We start from the raw sequence: 18,890 nt of genomic DNA, 5'->3' as shown, positions 1-18,890 counted from the left end.
AACCTCATCGTAAAGGCAAGGGCAGCGTCAGGCTTCCGGTTGCTATTGTCTCTTCGGACTGGGCGGCAAGGGCTGCGGATGCTTCCATCATCCAGCCCGCCAACCCCTCCATATCAGGGGCCTTGTCGTCTACCTGCGGATATATATTGCGCCGGAGCGCTGCGGCAAGAGCGGGGCGGTCGGAAGCATCCAGCGCCGCCGCGTAGGATTCGAGCCGCCCATAAAACATACCGGCGAATTTCTTCATGCGTTTCGGCACGCCCTGGTCACCGATTCCCAGCTCACGGATGGAATGATCGATATCCTGAAAAAAGGCGTCGACGATCTCCTGGGCGATTTCCTGCCCGCTGACACCTGATGATTTGGTGCGGCGGAAATAGAGAATCATGATCGCCGAGAGCATCTCGAAACGGCCCATGACCGTGTCGGGCACACCGAGGTCAAGATAAAATCCGGGCGTGCGGGCGGCAGCCGTCAAGGTCGCATATTGCCGGTCAACTATGGCGCGATTGTTGTTTTTCTTCTTGAACAGCCCGAATATCATCTTTTTTTTCCGAACCGGACGGGTGAATTCGCTAACCGCCCATCGCACTTGTTGCATGATTGTCAAAGCTGGTTTACCGAAGCATCCACGAATTGCAATGCTGTCACGGTCACGTTCGTCTTTGGGCTGAAACAGTCAAAGAGAACCGGAGGAGTTCCAAAAGGCCGGGAAAGCATTGAATTTGGGGGGTGATCGGGATTTTCCGTCCCCGGATTGACACAATCATGTGCACAGACACTGTGCACCACGCAATGCCGGAAGGTGCCATTCATGATCGCAGTCGGGGAAAAGCAGTTGAGCAAGCAGAAATCCGCAAGTCACGGCAAAATTCTGAGCAAGACCGCCATCGCAATCGTGCTCGCATCCGGCCTGCTTTCCGCCTGCAGCAGCACAACCGATGTGTTCCATAACGGCTATGTCATGGACGAGCAGTCGCTCCAGCTGATCCCTGAGGGTTCCAGCCGTGAGCAGGTTCTGCTGACCATGGGCACGCCCTCCACGACGGCGACCTTCGGCAACGAGGTTTTCTATTACATCTCGCAGAAGCGCGTGCGCCGCGCGGCCTTCATGAAGCCGGCGCTGGTCGAACAGAACATTCTTGCGATCTATTTCAACAAGGACGGCGTCATCGAGCGCAAGGCCAACTACACGCTGCAGGACGGCAAGGTCTTCGACACGATTTCGCGCACCACGCCGACCGGCGGCAAGGACCTCACCTTCCTGCAGCAGCTGCTCTCCGGCGGCACCTCCGGCGCGAACATCGCCAAGAGCATTCTCGGTCAGGGCAACAACACCCCCTGACCTCGGCAGGAACGGAAAAATCAAAGGCCCGGGGATCGCTCCCCGGGCCTTTTTCATTTGTCGGAACCTTAGCTCTCAGTGGGCAAGAACAGCAAGCAGCAGCAGCGCCACGATATTGGTGATCTTGATCGCCGGGTTGACGGCGGGACCGGCGGTGTCCTTGTAGGGGTCGCCGACCGTGTCACCGGTCACAGACGCCTTGTGGGCGTCCGAACCCTTGACGTGGCGCACGCCATCCTTGTCGATGAAACCGTCCTCGAAGCTCTTTTTGGCGTTGTCCCATGCACCGCCACCCGAGGTCATGGAAATCGCCACGAAAAGGCCGTTGATGATGACACCGAGCAGCGATGCACCAAGTGCCGCGAAGGCCGAGGCCTTGGAGCCCGAAATCAGCAGCACGCCGAAATAAACGACGAGCGGCGCCAGAACCGGCAGGAGCGACGGGATGACCATTTCCTTGATCGCCGCGCGTGTCAGCAGGTCCACGGCCCTGCCATAATCAGGCTTTTCCGTCCCAGCCATGATGCCCGGTTTTTCGCGGAACTGGCGGCGCACTTCCTCGACAATCGAGCTTGCCGCCTTGCCCACCGCCGTCATGGCGATGCCGCCAAAGAGATACGGAATGAGACCGCCGAACAGCAGGCCGGCAACGACGTAAGGATTGGCGAGGCTGAACGATATTTCGCCAATGTCCTTGAAGTAGGGATAAGTATCGCCATTGGCGGCGAAATAGGACAGGTCGTTGGAATAGGCCGCAAACAGCACCAGCGCGCCGAGACCGGCCGAACCGATGGCGTAACCCTTTGTGACGGCCTTGGTGGTGTTGCCGACGGCATCCAGCGCATCCGTCGCCTTGCGCACGTCAGGATCGAGACCGGCCATTTCAGCGATACCACCGGCGTTATCAGTCACCGGGCCGAAGGCGTCGAGCGCCACGATCATGCCCGCGAGACCAAGCATGGCGGTGACCGCGATGCCCGTGCCGAACAGGCCGGCCAACTGATAGGTTCCGATAATGCCGCCAACGATGACGAGAGCCGGCAGCGCCGTCGATTCCAGCGAGACCGCAAGGCCCTGGATGACGTTGGTACCGTGACCGGTGACCGATGCCTGGGCGATGGAATTGACCGGGCGCTTGTTGGTGCCGGTATAATATTCGGTGATGACGACAATCAGCGCCGTCACGACGAGGCCGACCAATCCGCAGAAAAAGAGGTTGGTGCCGGTGATCTCCATTCCGGCCACCGTGCCCACCACTCCCCAGCCAACCGTCGCATGAGTAGCGACCGCAAGACCGGCAACTGAGAACACACCGGTGGCGATGAGCCCTTTGTAGAGAGCGCCCATGATGGAATTGTTGGTGCCGAGCTTGACGAAGAAGGTGCCGGCAATCGAGGTCAGGATACACGCGCCGCAAATCGCCAGCGGATAGACCATGGCGCTTTCCAGTATCGGCGTTCCCGCAAAGAAGATCGCGGCCAGAACCATGGTCGCGACCACGGAGACGGCATAGGTCTCGAAGAGGTCGGCCGCCATGCCGGCGCAATCGCCGACGTTGTCGCCGACATTGTCGGCGATGGTTGCCGGGTTGCGTGGATCGTCCTCGGGAATGCCGGCCTCGACCTTGCCGACGAGATCGCCGCCGACATCCGCACCTTTGGTGAAGATGCCGCCGCCGAGACGGGCAAAGATGGAGATCAGCGATGCACCGAAGCCGAGCGACACCAGCGCATCGATCACCTCACGCGATCCGGCCGGATGGCCCATCACCGAGGTCAGGATGTAATAATAGATGGAGACGCCGAGCAGCGCGAGACCTGCGACCAGCATGCCGGTGATGGCGCCCGACTTGAAGGCGATATCGAGACCGGCGGAAAGGCTGTGGGACGCCGCCTGCGCGGTGCGCAGATTGGCGCGCACCGACACATGCATGCCGACGAAACCGGCCGCGCCCGAAAGCACCGCGCCGATGAGGAAGCCGATGGCCGCCATGGCCGATAGCAGATACCAGGCAAGAACAGCGACGATCAATCCGACGACGGCGATGGTGAGATATTGACGGGTGAGATAAGCCTGCGCACCTTCACGGATAAAACCTGCTATTTCACGCATACGCTCGTTGCCCTGATCGGCATCGAGAACGCTCTTGGTCGTCCACACCGCGTAAACCACGGACAGGACCCCACATAAAATTACTATGGGTATTACGGTCATGCGCACTTACCTCCCAAAAGGCCGGGTCTCACTCCCTCCCCGGCGCGGCGAAACCTTGTGCAGGGAGATGCGGACGGCCTGTCCCAAATCCCGTCTTGGGCATTTGTTCCCCTCCCAAGGAAAAATGTCCTCGGAGCGGAGATTGCGTTGGCGCAAGGTGCCGCGTCAAGCCCACAAATTTGCCTGAAACTTGAAAGGCGTAGAGAGCAGCACAGAACTCAGGCGGCTTTTTTTTGCTTCGTGAGGATGAGCGACAGGACGAGCAGGAGGCAAAGCCCGGCAACCGGCCAGATGACGAGGTTCATCACCGACCAGCCCCAAGCCGTAAACACCTTTCCGGAAGAGAAGGACGACAACGCCACCGTGCCGAAGAGCACGATATCATGGAAGCCCTGCACCTTGTCCGCCTCATGCGGGCGGTAGCTTGACGTGATGATGGCGGTTGCACCGATGAAACCGAAATTCCAGCCGAGGCCAAGCAGAATGAGCGCCGCCCAGAAATTCCACAGCTCTATGCCCATATGGGCGACAATGGCGCAGGCCATCAGCACGATGAGGCCGGACGCAACGATTTTTTCCGCACCGAATCGGGAAATCAGCATGCCGGTGAAGAAGCTCGGGCCGAACATGGCCAGCACATGCCACTGGATGCCGAGCGTGGCGAGTTCGGTCGGGAAACCGCAGCCGATCACCATGGCAAGCGGTGCGCCCGTCATCATGAAGGTCATCAACGCATAAGAGCCGATACCGCAGATCATGCCGGTGACGAAACGCTGCGTGCGGACAATCTCCGAAAGCGGCCTTACCGATTCGACATGGGCGGTGGCAGCCTTGGGGTCGGGCAATTTCAGAAACGCCAGAATGGCAATCGAAACGAGGCCGAGCGGAACGAGGGCCAGAAAAGCGCCGGCAAAGGTAACCGGCGCAAGCAAATCCTTGCCGAAGATGGCGAGTTGCGGCCCGACGATGGCGGAAGTAATGCCGCCAGCCAGAATCCAGGAGATCGCCTTCGGCTTGTAGAAGGATGGCGAGGCATCGGCTGCGGCGAAGCGAATTTTTTGCGTGAAACCGCCGGAAATGCCAATCAGCAGCAGGCCGACGGCAAACAGCCAGAAATCCGACCGGAAGAGCGCCACCGCAGCAATGCCGCCGCCGATGGAGCACATCAGCGCGCCGACCATGAAGCCTGCCTTGCGGCCAAGAAAGCGGGAGGCGGCCGCCACGCAGATCGCGCCGAGCGCGACACCGATATTAAAGCCGGTGAGCGGCGCGGTCGCCAGTGACTTGTCCGCACCGAGCAGCTGATAACCGGCAAGCGCGCCGACCGAAAAGCTCAAGGGCGCGGCCGATCCCATGATCGCCTGCGCCATGGTGAGAAGGAAGACGTTGCGCTTCGCCTCGTCCAGTTGAACTTCAAGTCCGGGGACGGAAACTGCGCTCATCTCTTCATCACCTGTTTTACTTCAGCGTTTTGCCTCGCCGCGCACCTGTTTGGCAATGCGGTCCAGAACCGCATTCACCAGCTTGGGCTCGTCATGCTCGAAGAAAGCACGGGCGATTTCAACATATTCCGTGACGATGACGGCGACCGGCACGTCCTTGCGCTCGAGAATCTCGAAAGCGCCGGCACGCAGGATGGCGCGCACGGTGGCATCGAGGCGCGACAGCGGCCAGTCTTCCAGAAGGGCGGAGCGCACCAGCGGGTCGATCTTCGTCTGATCACGCACCACGCCGGCGACGATCGAACGGAACCACGAAGGGTCAGCCTTCAGGTAGGTATCGCCATCGACTTCCTGGCCGAGACGATGCGCCTCATATTCGGCGACGACTTCCATCACGCCGGTTCCGCCGACATCCATCTGGTAAAGCGCCTGCACGGCCGCAAGGCGGGCCGCGCCGCGCTGGTTGGCGGGCTTTACCGAAGGCTGGCGCGGTTCGCCGCCATTATCAACATTCGACATGCGTTCAGCCACCCAGTTTTTTCTTGAGCTTGATCATGGTCAGCGCCGCGCGGGCGGCGAAACCGCCCTTGTCCTTGTCTGAACGGCGTACCCGCGCCCAGGCCTGCTCGTCATTCTCGACGGTGAGGATGCCGTTGCCGATCGGCAGCGATTCGCTGACCGCGAGGTCCATCAGCGCACGGGAGGATTCGTTGGCGACGATGTCGAAGTGGTAGGTCTCACCGCGAATGACCATGCCAAGCGCGACAAAACCGTCATATTCGGTGCCGTCATTGTCTGCACCGTCAAGCGCCATGGCGATGGCGGCAGGGATTTCCAGCGCGCCGGGAACGGTGATGACGTCATAGGTGGCGCCGGCTTCATCGAGTGCGAATTTCGCGCCTTCGAGAAGAGCATCGGCCATATCGTCGTAAAAACGTGCTTCCACGATAAGAAGATGAGGTTTGGACATGTGAGGGTTCCTGGGGATTTTCCCGAAAAGCTTAACGCCGGATCATACCGGCTTTTGCGGCGGTCAAACCACGGCTGACTGTTTTTGGCAAGTAATTTCATATGTCAGTGGCGCAAGGGACCGCTTCTGCAGGGCATTTGGCCGGGTTTTGCACCTCCCGGCGCGGCTTCCCGAGAATCAGGTTTTCTGGAAGGCCAGATGGACGCCGAGCCCCATCAGCACCGTTCCGGCAGCGCGGCGGACAAGCACCTGCACCGCGCTGGAACGCTTCAAACGCCCGACCATCGCTCCTGCCAGAAGCACGCCGACCAGATCTGCCGAGGAAAAAATGAAATTGACGGCGATGCCGAGGATCAGCAATTGCAGCCAGACCGGAAAGGCTGCTGCCGGATCGACGAATTGCGGCAGAAAGGCCAGAAAGAACAGCGCGGTCTTCGGATTGAGCACATCGACGATGATGCTGTCGATAAAGGCGCGGCGCGCCGACTTCGGCTCGATGGTCAGATTGACCGCCTCACCTTCAAGCTTGCTGCGCAGCATCGAAAAACCGAGCCATACGAGATAAAGCGCGCCGGAGAGTTTCACGGCGAGATAAAGCCAGGGAACGGCCTGAAACAGCACCGAAAGCCCCGCCGCAGAGGCAAAAATGTGGAAATAGCAGCCGACATGGATGCCAAGCACCGCCATCAGCCCGGCAAACCGGCCGCGCGCCATGGTCTGCGCCGCCGCATAAAGCATGGCCGGACCGGGGATGTAGGCGAACAAAGCGGTGGTTACAAAAAAGGCTGTCAGCAGTTCAAAAGACGGCATGATGTATGTCCCCTACCCCCGTTTGGATGAAAACGGCTGAAGAGATGTCTTATAGTGTTTTGAGCTTCATCGGAAGCAAGGCAGCGACCATTATGCGATTTGGCGTACTCGTCGCTTCCGTTCCGTCATGCCGGCTTTGAGTCGGAATGACGGGAGGAGGAGGCGTCAGCGGGCACAATAACCCGCCGAGTCACCTTTTCGGTTTACGCCGACGGAAATTCCGCAAGCCTTGCGGCATAACGCGCCATGGTGTCGACCTCGAAATTGACGAAATCGCCCGGCTGACGTTCGCCCCAGGTGGTGACGGTGAGCGTATGGCGGATCAGCAGAACGTCAAAATCCGTGCCTTCGACGGCGTTGACGGTCAGCGAGGTGCCATCGAGCGCAATGGAACCCTTAGGCGCCACAAATTTCGCCAGATGCTCCGGGGCGCGCAGGCGGATACGCACCGCCTCACCTTCCGGTTCGACAGCCAATATTTCCGCCTTGCCGTCGACATGGCCGGAGACGATGTGGCCGCCAAGCTCGTCGCCGATCTTGAGCGCCCGCTCGAGATTGACGTGAGTACCCTTCTGCCAGCTGGCGATCGTCGTCAGGCGCAGCGCCTCTTCCCAGGCCTCGACTTCGTACCAGCGCTCGTTGCTGCCATCATCAGGCAGCCTCGTCACCGTCAGGCACACGCCGCCATGGGAGATGGACGCACCCATATCGATGGTCTTGGGATCGTAATTCGTCGCCACCCGCAGACGAATGCCTTCAGCCAGGGCTTCCAGCTCGGAAACGGTTCCGACGTCGGTGACAATTCCGGTAAACATCAAATCGGCCTTTCATAATCGAAGCAGCGATCCGGCCCATAGGCGGTTTCGCTGATCAGCGCATAATCGCCCGTGATATCGGCACGGTTGAGCGGCGTTTCAATCCCGCCTTCACCGATCACAACCGGGCTTTCGAACAGCATGATACGGTCCACCAGCCCGGCTTCAAGGAATGATTTTGCGGCAAAGGCGCCGCCTTCGACCAGAAGTTCCGACATGCCGCTTTCGGCGAGGATGTGGAGGAGGTTTTCGAGCGTGGAGGCTTCGAGGATCTGGACGCCGGCGTCGGTGAGTTGTTGGCGTCGGCGATCGGGGTTACCCCCCTCTGCCCTGCCGGGCATCTCCCCCTCAAGGGGGGAGATCGGCAAGGGGCTGTCCGCTCGCTCAAATCGCGCCTTCGGTTCACCCTCTCTGCCCGTCGATGCAGGGGGAAGCGGCGCTCCATCGATCTCCCACCTTGAGGGGGAGATGCCCGGCAGGGCAGAGGGGGGTATCGCCGCGACAATCACCGGAACCTCCCGCGCCGTCTTCACCAGCTTCGACGTCAAAGGCAACTCAAACTGCCGATCCAGCACGATCCGCACCGGCGAACGCTGCTCCAAACCGGCAATGCGCACCGTCAGTTCCGGATCATCCGCAATAGCGGTACGAATACCAACGAGAATGCAATCGCAGCGCGCGCGGAGTTCATGCACGGCATGGCGCGACTCGCGACCGGTAATCGCAATCTGCCCCTCGCCTTCTCTGCCAATCATGCCGTCGGCGGAAATTGCAAGCTTCAGAATCACATGCGGGCGTTTTTTCATCTGGCGTGTGAGGTAACCGGCAAGCGCGCGCTGGCCCTCGGCGCGCAGCAGTCCGGTTTCCACCACGATACCGGCGTCGCGCAATATCGTATAACCACGGCCGGAAACGCGCTCATCCGGATCATCCACCGCCACCACGACACGGGCAACGCCGTATTCAACCAGCGCATTGGCGCAGGGCGGGGTCTTGCCCCAATGGGAACAGGGTTCGAGCGTTACATAGGCGGTGGCGCCACGGGCCGCCTCGCCGGCGATTTCCAGCGCCTGCCGTTCGGCATGGGGACGACCGCCCACGGCGGTGACCGCTTCAGCGATGATTTTTCCGTCTTTTACGAGAACGCAGCCGACCGAGGGGTTGGTCAGCGTCTGCCCCTGGTGGCGAAGCGAAACCTCGATGGCCCGCGCCATGAATCTTTCGTCATCGGCACGGCTCGTCACGTCTATGCTCCACCGTCCGTATCACGGGCGATCTTGGCGTTGATTTCGGCGATCACGTTCTCGAAATCCTCGGCGTGGCTGAAATCGCGATAAACCGAGGCGTAACGCACGAAGGCCACGTCATCGAGGCTTTTCAGCGCTTCCAGAACCTGCAGGCCGATTTCTTCCGAGGGAATTTCCGTCTCGCCGGAACTTTCCAGACGGCGGGCGATGCCGGAGACGGCCCGCTCGATCCGGTCGCGGTCAACCGGGCGCTTGCGCAGCGCGATCTCGAAGGATCGCACCAGCTTTTCCCGGTCGAAGGGCAGCTTGCGGCCGCTTTTCTTGATGACCATCAGCTCGCGCAGTTGCACGCGCTCATAGGTCGTGAAGCGGCCGCCGCAATCGGGGCAGATGCGCCGCCGGCGGATGGAGGTGTTATCCTCCGCCGGACGCGAGTCCTTGACCTGTGTGTCTTCGGAACCGCAAAATGGGCAGCGCATCTCTTTACGTCCTTACATGTACGGATACATCGGGAAACGGTCAGTCAGGCCGACGACCTTTTCGCGCACCGCAGCTTCAACGGCAGCGTTGCCCTCATCCGAATTGGCGACCTTCAGACCATCGAGAACCTCGACGATCAGCTTGCCGATTTCGCGGAATTCCGCTTCCTTGAAACCGCGCGTCGTGCCGGCCGGCGTGCCGAGACGCACACCCGAGGTGACGAAAGGCTTTTCCGGATCGAAAGGAATGCCGTTCTTGTTGCAGGTGACGTAGGCGCGACCGAGAGCTGCTTCAGCACGCTTGCCGGTGGCGTTCTTCTTGCGAAGGTCAACCAGCATCAGGTGGTTGTCGGTGCCGCCGGAGACGACATCAAGACCACCTTCGATCAGCGTTTCGGCAAGCGCCTTGGCGTTCTTGACGACCTGTGCGGCGTAATCCTTGAATTCCGGCTGCAAAGCTTCACCGAAGGCAACCGCCTTTGCGGCGATGACGTGCATCAGCGGACCGCCCTGCAGGCCGGGGAAAACGGCGGAGTTGAACTTCTTGGCCAGATCCTCGTCATTGGTGAGGATCATGCCGCCACGCGGGCCGCGCAGCGACTTGTGCGTCGTCGTGGTGGCAACGTGGCAATGCGGAAACGGCGACGGATGCTGGCCACCGGCAACGAGACCAGCGATGTGGGCCATATCGACCATCAGATAGGCGCCGACTTCATCGGCGATCTCGCGGAAGCGCTTCCAGTCCCAGATACGGGAATAGGCGGTGCCGCCGGCAAGGATAAGCTTCGGCCGGGTTTCCTTGGCCTTGCGCTCCACCTCGTCCATGTCGAGCAGGTTGTCGCCTTCGCGCACGCCGTAAGACACGACGTTGAACCACTTGCCGGACATGTTGACCGGCGAACCGTGTGTCAGATGGCCTCCGGAGTTCAGGTCGAGACCCATGAAGGTGTCGCCCGGCTGGAGCAGCGCGAGGAACACGGCCTGGTTCATCTGCGAACCGGAATTTGGCTGGACGTTGGCGAAGTTGACGCCGAACAGCTTCTTGGCGCGCTCGATGGCAAGCTCTTCAGCAATGTCTACGAACTGGCAGCCGCCGTAATAACGCTTGCCCGGATAACCTTCGGCATATTTGTTGGTCATGATCGAACCCTGCGCTTCAAGCACAGCGCGGGAAACGATGTTTTCCGAGGCGATCAGTTCGATCTCGTGGCGCTGGCGACCCAGTTCCTTCTCGATCGCGCCGAAAATATCCGGATCGACTTCGGCAAGCGGACGGGAGAAGAAAGCATCTGTGTTCGACATGGTGAAGGCTCCTGAAACAGTAATGCGATGGCGTCTTAGCGCCCTGCCCGAACAAGAGCAATACGGGCAGCGAGATTTGCCCGTCAAACTGCGACGTTGCGACAAAAAACGGCAGCTGTTTTTTCAAAACCAGCAGCGAAAATGAAAAAAGCCGCACCCGACGGGGTGCGGCCTTTCACTTAAATATAAAAACCTAATGGCAGCGCCGGATCAGTTGCGCGGCAACAGGTCGTCGTCAACAGGTCCAGCCGGCTGTTCGATGCCGGTGGTGGTGTTGAGCGCCAGTTCGGCGTTGCCGTCCTTTTCATAGATGTCGTCGCGGAACTGCACCACGCCGTCCTTCGCCGACCATGCGGTGATGTAGACGAAATAGACAGGCACTTCCTGCGCCAGCTTGATCGGTGTGTTGACGCGGGTGGCGATGACGCGTTCCATTTCCTGACGCGACCAGCCGGGCGTGTCGCGCAGCAGCCAGCTCGTGAGGTCTCGCACGTTCTGTACACGCACGCAGCCGGACGATTCGAACCGCATCAGCTTGTTGAACAGACCCTGCTGCGGCGTGTCGTGCATATATTCGTTGTTCGGATTGTGGAAGTTGATCTTCGTCGAGGACATGGCGTTGATCTTGCCGGGGTCCTGGCGGAACATCAGGTTCGGTGCTTTTGGCGCAAACCAGTCGACCGCCGTCGGCGAAACTTCCTGTCCCTTGCCGTCGATGAGGCGGATGTTGTTCCGCTCCAGATAGGTCGGGTCCTTCTGCATCAGCGGCACGATGTCCTTTTCGACGATCGAGCGCGGCGCTGTCCAGTAAGGGTTGAGGATGACTTCGTAAATCTTGGAATTGATGACGTGCGTCGGGCGGCTGGCGCGACCGACGACGGCGGTGTTGCGCAGGACGACGCGCTCATTCTCCACTGCTTCGATGGCGGCGGCCGGGATATTCACCATCAGGTGACGCTGGCCGAGATCACCCGACATGGACCGGATGCGCACGAGGTTGGTCTGCAGTTGCGCCAGACGGATCTGCGCGGAAACATTGAGCGCCTTCGTGGTATATTCGCCGCTGACACCGTCAGCCGGAAGGCCATGACGGGCCTGGAAACGCTTCAGTGCGCCATCAACGTAAGAGTCAAAGGCACTGGAAATGCCGGCTTCGCGCGGCAGATCGCCGGATACCATCAGTCGCTGGCGCAGCGCCTGTACGGAAGGATCGGAGACGCCGATCTGGAGGCGCTGCTGGGACGCAGGCACTTCCGGCCAGCCGCCATTCTGCACGATCTGCTGATATTGCATGATCGCCTGCTGCATATAGACAGGTGCTTCGCGTCCGAGAACCGGATTGTTTGAAACGACACCCACGGCCGAACGCGATGAATTGGCGTCGAACTGGTCATCCCAGTTGCCGCGGCGCGAAGAGCCCATGAGATCGTTAAGCGCGTTCTGCGCAAAGGCCGGCGCGGCAAGTGCTGCAGCACCAACGGAAACGGCCGAACGCAGAAGCGCGCGGCGCGATACGGAATCGGAAACGGATTTCTTTGTCATTCTACCTACCAGCCACTCTCTTCGGCATCCTCAACGATGCCTAAATCAATATGATTAACAAACACGTACAACGTGTCTGCCGGCCGGTAATGCTCGATACGCCATGATCTTGGCGCTGGTGTCTGGCACAGCAGTCGAGGCTTGCCACGACAGCAGGAGAAACCGCCGGCTCCTATGCCTTTGCGCCTCCCATATCAATATGGCCGATTCGTGTCACGGCCCTCTTCTCACGAAGCTGTGTTCGCCTGCAAAACAGGGCGAAGGCCGGATGAAGGGGCGGACTTGACAGGTAAAATGCGTGGCGGGTGACCTGCGTAATCCGCAAGCCGGGAGCAAAGGATGCCCCCGGCTTAAACAGTGAAACCGTCGCGGTATTACAGGCGGTAAGCGATCGAGTCGTTCCAGAAGCGATCAAGGCGCTGCAGCAGCTTGTTCATTTCGGAGAACTCGCCGGTGCCGATGCCTCCGACCTTTTCGATCGAACCGACGTGGCGTTCATAAAGGCGGGCAACCGTTTCGGCGATTTCCTGGCCCTTTTCCGTCAGGCTGATGCGGACCGAGCGGCGGTCGACACGCGAGCGCTGGTGGTTGATGAGACCGAGGTCGACCAGCTTCTTGACGTTATAGGAGACGTTCGAGCCGAGGTAATAACCACGCGAACGCAGCTCGCCGGCCGTCAGTTCGGAATTGCCGATGTTGAACAGCAGCAGTGCCTGAACGGCGTTGACGTCATCACGACCCTGGCGGTCGAACTCGTCCTTGATGACATCGAGGAGGCGGCGGTGGAGACGTTCCACCAGGTGCAGCGACTCCATGTAGAGCGAGCGGATGGTATCTTCATGTGCATCGGCAACAACGGCCTGGGGCTTAACTTTGCTATTGATCATGACTGCCTCACTGTTTTGTTTGGCGGTGTGTTTGTTTGTCTCCCGCCTTGAGTGAGAACCTAATCAATGCGCATAAAATTCTACTTAAAAGCTACGATTAACAAATGGTTACATGCATTTTCCCCAGCGGGCCGAATCTGTGGCGAAGCGGGAATGGGTCTTAGTCATCCGTTATAATTCAATGACTTAACGATAAAATTCGGCCGGAAAACGGGGCGAATTGCTTTATTATTATGGTAAATCAATTCTTGCGCGCTCTTCATTCTGGCGCTGATCCAGCCAGAAAGCGACCAGGAATAGTATATAAATGGTTGCCACGAGACCGTGCATCACGGGCACAAGCGTGTTGGCGCCGAAGATATGCGGCCAAACCTTATACATGGCGATCTGCGCGCCCGCGCCCATGACCCACATGACGGCACCCCAGGAGGCGCCGAGCCAGAGACCCAGCGCCGCAACCGGGAAAATGACCGCCAGCGCACTGCCCGCCACGCGCCAGGGCAGGTTCAGCATATCGAAGCGCCCATGGCCGCCAAGCGAATAGCCCGTCAGCATCGCCCAATATTGCAGGCCGAACCAGAAACAGGAAACCGCAACCAGTCTCATGAAGACCAGAAAGAGGATTTCGGCAAGCGGACGCTTCGGCAGAGGTTGAGAATCAGGTTCCATGGCCGGAAGATACGGTCTCGATGGGCGGGCGACCAGTCCATATTGAATTCCGCCATCTGCCTTGTCAAAGCATGATCGCCGGCGCTGTGCCTCAATGAGGGAAGATTGTCGCATTCGCATGGCCCACGCTTCATGATATGCAGCTTTCGAAATTTGACCGAAGGACATTCTGACATGCAGGACAAAACGCATCTGGTCGACGAGATCACCGGCCATCGCCGCATGCGGCGCAATCGCAAGGCGGATTGGACGCGCCGTCTGGTTCAGGAAAACCGCCTGACCGTTGACGACCTCATCTGGCCGGTCTTCATCGTGCCGGGCAGCAATATTCTCGAGCCCATTCCCGCCATGCCCGGCGTCAACCGCATGAGCGTCGACCGGCTGGTGGAAGCGGCAAAGGAAGCCGCCGATCTTGGCATTCCCGCCATCGCGACCTTCCCGAATATCGAGATAGAGTTGCGGGACCAGACCGGCTCGAACGCGCTCGAAGCAAACAATCTCATCAATCAGGCAACTATCGCGGTCAAAAAAGCCGTGCCAAATATCGGCATGATTACTGATGTCGCGCTCGATCCCTTCACCAGCCACGGGCATGACGGCATTCTGCGCGGCGACGAGATCGTCAATGACGAAACGGTCGAACAGGTTGTCAAGGCGGCCATCCTGCAGGCGGATGCCGGTTCGGACATTATCTCACCGTCGGAGATGATGGATGGGCGCATCGGCGCCATCCGCCGGGGGCTCGACGCCGCCGGACACCAGAATGTCGGCATCATGTCCTATGCGACGAAATTTTCCTCCGGCTATTATGGCCCCTATCGCGAGGCCATCTCCACCGCCGGCCTGCTGAAGGGTGACAAGGCGAGCTATTACATCAGCCCAGCCAACGGCATGGAGGCGATCCGCGACGCAGCACTCGACGTTGAGGAAGGCGCCGACATGCTGATGGTCAAACCCGGCCTGCCCTATCTCGACATCTGCTGGCGGCTGAAGGAGAATTTCGGCCTGCCGACCTTCGCCTATCAGGTGTCCGGCGAATATACCCAGATCAAGGCTGCGGCCATGAATGGCTGGATCGACGGCGAGCGGGTGATGATGGAAACGCTTCTCTGTTTCAAGCGCGCGGGCTGCGATGGCGTTCTCACCTATTTCGCCATGGAGGCCGCACGCAAACTGGCAAAGGGCTGAGGCCGGCGCTTATTGTATTCGGTCGTTTTCTTCCCATATTGTCTGCTGACACGGCACTCATGCCGCGCTGTCATACCCTCTCAGGAGAAAACGACCGATGAGCCTCGACCAGAACCCCACCTATGCCGCACCGGATGACTGGCGCGCCTATAGCGGCGTCCTGAGCCGGCGCGTCTTCGCGTTCGTGATCGATTACGCGATCGTTCTGCTTCTGTGCATCCCGGCCGCGGTCATCGTCTTCTTTCTCGGCGTGATCACGCTTGGCCTGGGATTCTTCCTTTACCCGGCGCTGTTCGTCATCGTTGCGGTGCTTTATTTCGGCATGACGCTTGGCGGCCCGTCGCAGGCCACTCCCGGCATGCGGGCGATGGGGATCGCGATGGCGCGCATGGACGGGCGGCGAATCGATTTCCTGCTGTCGACGGTGCATATCGTGCTTTTCTGGGTCATCAACTCGGTTTTGACGCCGCTGATCCTGCTTGCAGGCCTGTTTACCGAGCGCTCGCGCCTCGTTCATGACTTCCTGCTCGGCACCGTTATCGTCAGAACGCGCTGATATCGATGAAAGCCACGGAAACGTGGCTTTCATCGCGTCAAATACCTCATCCCGCAGTTGACGTTTTCCGTCATTTTGCCATTCTGTGACATTATGCATGTCGCTTGAAGCGCCGCCGCCAACCCCGTGAAATCGCGGCGCGCTTTCATAACAGACGCAGGAGGCGATCACGGTTCGATGAACACGCAGGCGACGCCCTCTCCTCAATTCTATCTTACGGCGCCGGCCACCTGCCCCTATCTGCCGAACCAGATGGAGCGGAAGGTCTTCACCCATCTGGTCGGCCCGCGCGCTTCGGAAATGAACGATCTTCTGACCCAGGGCGGTTTCAGGCGCTCGCAGAACATCGCCTATCGCCCGGCCTGCGAAAACTGCCGCGCCTGCGTCTCCGTACGCATCCTCACCGAACAGTTCCAGCCGACGAAATCGATGCGGCGTGTACTTGCCGCCAATCGGGATGTCGTGGCCACGGTGCACGCCGCCGAGCCCTCCACCGAACAATTCGCGCTATTTCGCCGTTATCTCGACCACCGCCACCAGTCCGGCGGCATGTCCGACATGTCGGCGCTAGACTACGCGATCATGGTGGAAGACACGCATGTCAACACCCGCATCATCGAATACCGCGTGCGCGAACCCGGCTCCGGCATCGATTCCAGCAAGCGCGGCGAACTTCTGGCGGTGGCGCTCAGCGACGTGATGAGCGACGGTCTGTCGATGGTCTATTCCTTCTTCAATCCCGATCTCGAAAAACGCTCGCTCGGCACTTTCATGATCATCGATCACATCACCCGCACGCGCGCGCTCGGCCTGCCGCATGTCTATCTCGGCTACTGGGTCGATGGTTCGGAAAAGATGGGGTACAAGACCCGCTATCATCCGCAGGAGCATCTGACGCCGCGTGGGTGGGAGGTTTACCATCCCGAAGGAGAATAATGGGTTCGCCAAGTCCTGAAGCACATGTTCGGCTTGGACAGCAAAACAAAGGCGGGAAAGACGCCCCCAGACAATCTCCGAGGACGTCTTTCAGATATTACCCACCAAATTTCCCGCTGCGCGGAAAGCCCTTCGGCACGGTGCGGCCAACGGTGGCGCGGTCGGCCAGCCATTCGCGCAGTTCCTCACCGACCTTGGTGAACAGACGCCCGGCCGTGTCGGACCAGCTCAGACCCTCGGCGAGCGCGAAGCATTTCACATCGACAACGCCGCCATCCTTGTAGCGCTGCAGGCGCACGCCCTTACCGCGTGACATTTCCGGCACCTGCGACAGCGGGAAGGCCAGAAGCTTGCGGTTCTCGCCGACCACGGCGACATGATCGCCCGTTACCGGAACCGCGAGCTTCGCTTCATCAGGCATGGAGACATTCATGATCTGCTTGCCCTTGCGGGTATTGGCGACCATTTCGCCCTCGGGCACGATGAAGCCATTACCGGCGGTGGAGACGAGCAGCAGCTTGCGCGACGGATCATGCACGAAGGCGGTCAGGATGTCCTGATCGTTCTCCATATCGACCATGATGCGGATCGGCTCGCCATGACCGCGCCCCCCCGGCAGCTTGTCAGCGCCGAGCGTATAGGCCTTGCCGCCCGTCGTAAGCAGCAGCAGCTTGTCGGTCGTCTGCGCCGGGAAGGCGATCTTGGGTCCGTCGCCTTCCTTGAAGGTCAGGGCCGACGTATCGGACATGTGACCCTTCAGCGCCCTGATCCAACCCTTCTGCGAGATGACGATGGTGACCGGTTCCTTCTCGATCATCGCCTGCTGGATGGCCTCGATATCGGCATCCGGGGCATCCGCGAACTGCGTGCGGCGACGGCCGATCTCGGTAGCCTTGGCATATTTCTTTTTGACCTCGCCGATTTCCCAGGCGACGGTCTGCCACTGCTTTTCATCGGAGGCGAGCAGCGACTCGATTTCGGCCTTCTCGCTGCTGAGTTCATCGAATTCCTTGCGGATTTCGAATTCCTCGAGCTTGCGCAGATTACGCAGCCGCATGTTGAGGATGGCTTCGGCCTGATTGTCGGTGAGCGACCACTTCGCCATCATCACCTGTTTCGGCTCATCCTCCTCACGGATGATGCGGATCACCTCGTCGAGATTGAGATAGGCGACCAGCAGGCCGCCGAGAATCTCGAGCCTGCGGTCGATGGCGGCAAGACGGTGGCGGGAACGGCGGACCAGCACGTCCTTGCGGTGCGCCAGCCATTCGCTCAGCACCTCGTTCAACGCCATCACCTTCGGCACCTTGCCGAGCGACAGCACGTTCATGTTGAGCGGCAGGCGGCTTTCAAGGTCGGAGAGGCGGAACAGCGATTCCATCAACAGCGTCGCATCGACGGTGCGGCTCTTCGGCACCAGCACGATGCGCACGTCTTCGGCGGATTCGTCTCTGACATCCTCGAGCAGCGGCAGTTTGCGTGCGAGCAGCAGCTCGGCGATCTTTTCGATCAGCCGCGATTTCTGCACCTGGAACGGTATTTCGGTGATGACGATCTGATAGCCGCCACGTCCGAGGTCTTCCGTTTCCCATTTTGCGCGCACGCGGAAACCACCGCGCCCGGTCTTATAGGCATCGAGAATATTCTCGCGGCTTTCGATGATCACGCCACCGGTCGGCAGGTCAGGGCCGGGAATGAATTCCACCAGCTTTTCAACCGTCGCATCGGGATGCTTGATGAGATGGAGCGCCGCATCGCAAAGTTCATGGGCGTTGTGCGGCGGGATCGATGTCGCCATGCCGACGGCGATGCCTGAGGCACCGTTGGCAAGCAGATTGGGGAAGGCGCCCGGCAGGACAACCGGCTCTTCGTCTTCCTCATTATAGGTGGCGCGGAAATCCACCGCATCCTCGCCGATGCCTTCCAGCAGCAGCGCCGCCACATCGGTCATACGCGCTTCGGTATAACGATAGGCGGCGGCGCCGTCGCCATCGATATTGCCGAAATTGCCCTGCCCGTCGACAATCGGATAACGCTGCGAGAAATCCTGCGCGAGGCGCACCAGCGCATCGTAGACCGACTGGTCGCCATGCGGGTGGAATTTACCGATCACGTCGCCGACGATACGGGCGCATTTCTTGAAGGCCGAGTTGGGGCGGATGCCCATTTCGCTCATGGCGTGGATGATGCGGCGGTGAACCGGCTTCAGGCCGTCGCGCACATCCGGCAGCGCACGATGCATGATCGTGGACAGGGCGTAAGCGAGGTAGCGCTCTTCAAGCGCCGCCTTCAAATCGACCGGATGAATGTTATCGTCTCCGCCGGACGGAGGTACAAGATTTTTTCCCATGGTGCTTGACTAGCGGAAATGCCGATTCCCGGCAAGAAATTCAGGGGTGTGCCCTGTGGATGAAAGCACCCCTTTCATGCGTTTTTTTGTTAACCGCGTTGCAAATGCCGCAATGCCGCCGTCATGGGAATCGATCTA

At 59.7% G+C, this 18,890-nt stretch carries 18 protein-coding genes; 4 read left to right on the top strand and 14 right to left on the bottom strand.

The window, feature by feature from the left end; all coding sequences use genetic code 11:
- Positions 1–4: 4 nt before the first annotated feature.
- Positions 5–544 (bottom strand): ubiquinol-cytochrome C chaperone family protein, encoded by a 540-nt coding sequence (locus tag V6S97_RS01530; protein ID WP_060724066.1) that lies wholly within the window; start codon positions 542–544, stop codon positions 5–7.
- Positions 545–814: 270 nt separating this feature from the next.
- Here V6S97_RS01530 and V6S97_RS01525 point away from each other — a divergent pair, with 270 nt between their 5' ends.
- Entirely contained in the window at positions 815–1,345 is a 531-nt protein-coding gene (locus V6S97_RS01525) for an outer membrane protein assembly factor BamE (RefSeq protein ID WP_003502231.1), read from the top strand.
- 75 nt (positions 1,346–1,420) lie between these two features.
- Here the strand turns inward: V6S97_RS01525 and V6S97_RS01520 are convergent, their stop codons facing one another.
- The 12 genes from V6S97_RS01520 to V6S97_RS01465 form a co-directional block, all read right to left on the bottom strand.
- A complete protein-coding gene (locus tag V6S97_RS01520) occupies positions 1,421–3,559 on the bottom strand; it encodes a sodium-translocating pyrophosphatase (RefSeq protein WP_153314947.1) in 2,139 nt (712 codons plus the stop codon).
- A gap of 218 nt (positions 3,560–3,777) precedes the next feature.
- The gene (locus V6S97_RS01515) at positions 3,778–5,001 is read right to left on the bottom strand and encodes an MFS transporter (protein ID WP_334425961.1); all 1,224 of its coding nucleotides are present in this window, start codon (positions 4,999–5,001) and stop codon (positions 3,778–3,780) included.
- A 21-nt stretch (positions 5,002–5,022) separates the two neighbouring features.
- The gene (gene nusB, locus V6S97_RS01510; protein ID WP_031233928.1) at positions 5,023–5,520 is read right to left on the bottom strand and encodes a transcription antitermination factor NusB; all 498 of its coding nucleotides are present in this window, start codon (positions 5,518–5,520) and stop codon (positions 5,023–5,025) included.
- A 4-nt stretch (positions 5,521–5,524) separates the two neighbouring features.
- On the bottom strand, positions 5,525–5,971 hold the full coding sequence (gene ribH, locus V6S97_RS01505) for a 6,7-dimethyl-8-ribityllumazine synthase (RefSeq protein WP_003502225.1): 447 nt from the start codon (positions 5,969–5,971) through the stop codon (positions 5,525–5,527).
- Positions 5,972–6,148: 177 nt separating this feature from the next.
- On the bottom strand, positions 6,149–6,781 hold the full coding sequence (locus V6S97_RS01500) for a LysE family translocator (protein ID WP_003502223.1): 633 nt from the start codon (positions 6,779–6,781) through the stop codon (positions 6,149–6,151).
- Between the two features lie 203 nt (positions 6,782–6,984).
- Complete coding sequence (locus tag V6S97_RS01495) at positions 6,985–7,596, bottom strand: riboflavin synthase (protein WP_003502222.1); 612 nt, start codon at positions 7,594–7,596, stop codon at positions 6,985–6,987.
- Positions 7,596–8,840, bottom strand: a complete 1,245-nt coding sequence (ribD, locus tag V6S97_RS01490) for a bifunctional diaminohydroxyphosphoribosylaminopyrimidine deaminase/5-amino-6-(5-phosphoribosylamino)uracil reductase RibD (RefSeq protein WP_060724064.1) — start codon at positions 8,838–8,840, stop codon at positions 7,596–7,598. The genes V6S97_RS01495 and ribD overlap by 1 nt, the downstream gene beginning before the upstream one ends.
- Positions 8,841–8,842: 2 nt before the next feature.
- Entirely contained in the window at positions 8,843–9,322 is a 480-nt protein-coding gene (gene nrdR / locus V6S97_RS01485) for a transcriptional regulator NrdR (protein ID WP_003502218.1), read from the bottom strand.
- A gap of 12 nt (positions 9,323–9,334) precedes the next feature.
- Entirely contained in the window at positions 9,335–10,624 is a 1,290-nt protein-coding gene (gene glyA, locus V6S97_RS01480; RefSeq protein ID WP_003512506.1) for a serine hydroxymethyltransferase, read from the bottom strand.
- A gap of 210 nt (positions 10,625–10,834) precedes the next feature.
- A complete protein-coding gene (locus V6S97_RS01475) occupies positions 10,835–12,166 on the bottom strand; it encodes a L,D-transpeptidase family protein (protein ID WP_334425958.1) in 1,332 nt (443 codons plus the stop codon).
- A gap of 374 nt (positions 12,167–12,540) precedes the next feature.
- On the bottom strand, positions 12,541–13,050 hold the full coding sequence (gene ldtR, locus V6S97_RS01470; protein WP_026363448.1) for a transcriptional regulator LdtR: 510 nt from the start codon (positions 13,048–13,050) through the stop codon (positions 12,541–12,543).
- Between the two features lie 234 nt (positions 13,051–13,284).
- On the bottom strand, positions 13,285–13,722 hold the full coding sequence (locus V6S97_RS01465; RefSeq protein WP_003502204.1) for a DUF6163 family protein: 438 nt from the start codon (positions 13,720–13,722) through the stop codon (positions 13,285–13,287).
- A gap of 174 nt (positions 13,723–13,896) precedes the next feature.
- Between V6S97_RS01465 and hemB the strand changes: the two genes are divergently transcribed.
- The 3 genes from hemB (at position 13,897) to V6S97_RS01450 (ending at position 16,402) form a co-directional block, all read left to right on the top strand.
- The gene (gene hemB / locus V6S97_RS01460; protein ID WP_080866063.1) at positions 13,897–14,910 is read left to right on the top strand and encodes a porphobilinogen synthase; all 1,014 of its coding nucleotides are present in this window, start codon (positions 13,897–13,899) and stop codon (positions 14,908–14,910) included.
- A 97-nt stretch (positions 14,911–15,007) separates the two neighbouring features.
- Positions 15,008–15,466 (top strand): RDD family protein, encoded by a 459-nt coding sequence (locus V6S97_RS01455; RefSeq protein WP_003502200.1) that lies wholly within the window; start codon positions 15,008–15,010, stop codon positions 15,464–15,466.
- A 177-nt stretch (positions 15,467–15,643) separates the two neighbouring features.
- Positions 15,644–16,402: an arginyltransferase gene (locus V6S97_RS01450; protein ID WP_003502198.1), complete on the top strand. Its 759-nt coding sequence runs from the start codon at positions 15,644–15,646 to the stop codon at positions 16,400–16,402.
- Between the two features lie 97 nt (positions 16,403–16,499).
- Here the strand turns inward: V6S97_RS01450 and parC are convergent, their stop codons facing one another.
- Positions 16,500–18,752: a DNA topoisomerase IV subunit A gene (parC, locus tag V6S97_RS01445; RefSeq protein ID WP_111820536.1), complete on the bottom strand. Its 2,253-nt coding sequence runs from the start codon at positions 18,750–18,752 to the stop codon at positions 16,500–16,502.
- Positions 18,753–18,890: the final 138 nt, after the last annotated feature.

This window comes from Agrobacterium sp. CCNWLW155, from assembly GCF_036888815.1.
Taxonomy (GTDB): Bacteria; Pseudomonadota; Alphaproteobacteria; order Rhizobiales; family Rhizobiaceae; genus Agrobacterium; species Agrobacterium radiobacter.
This window is presented reverse-complemented; position numbering and strand designations above follow the sequence as displayed.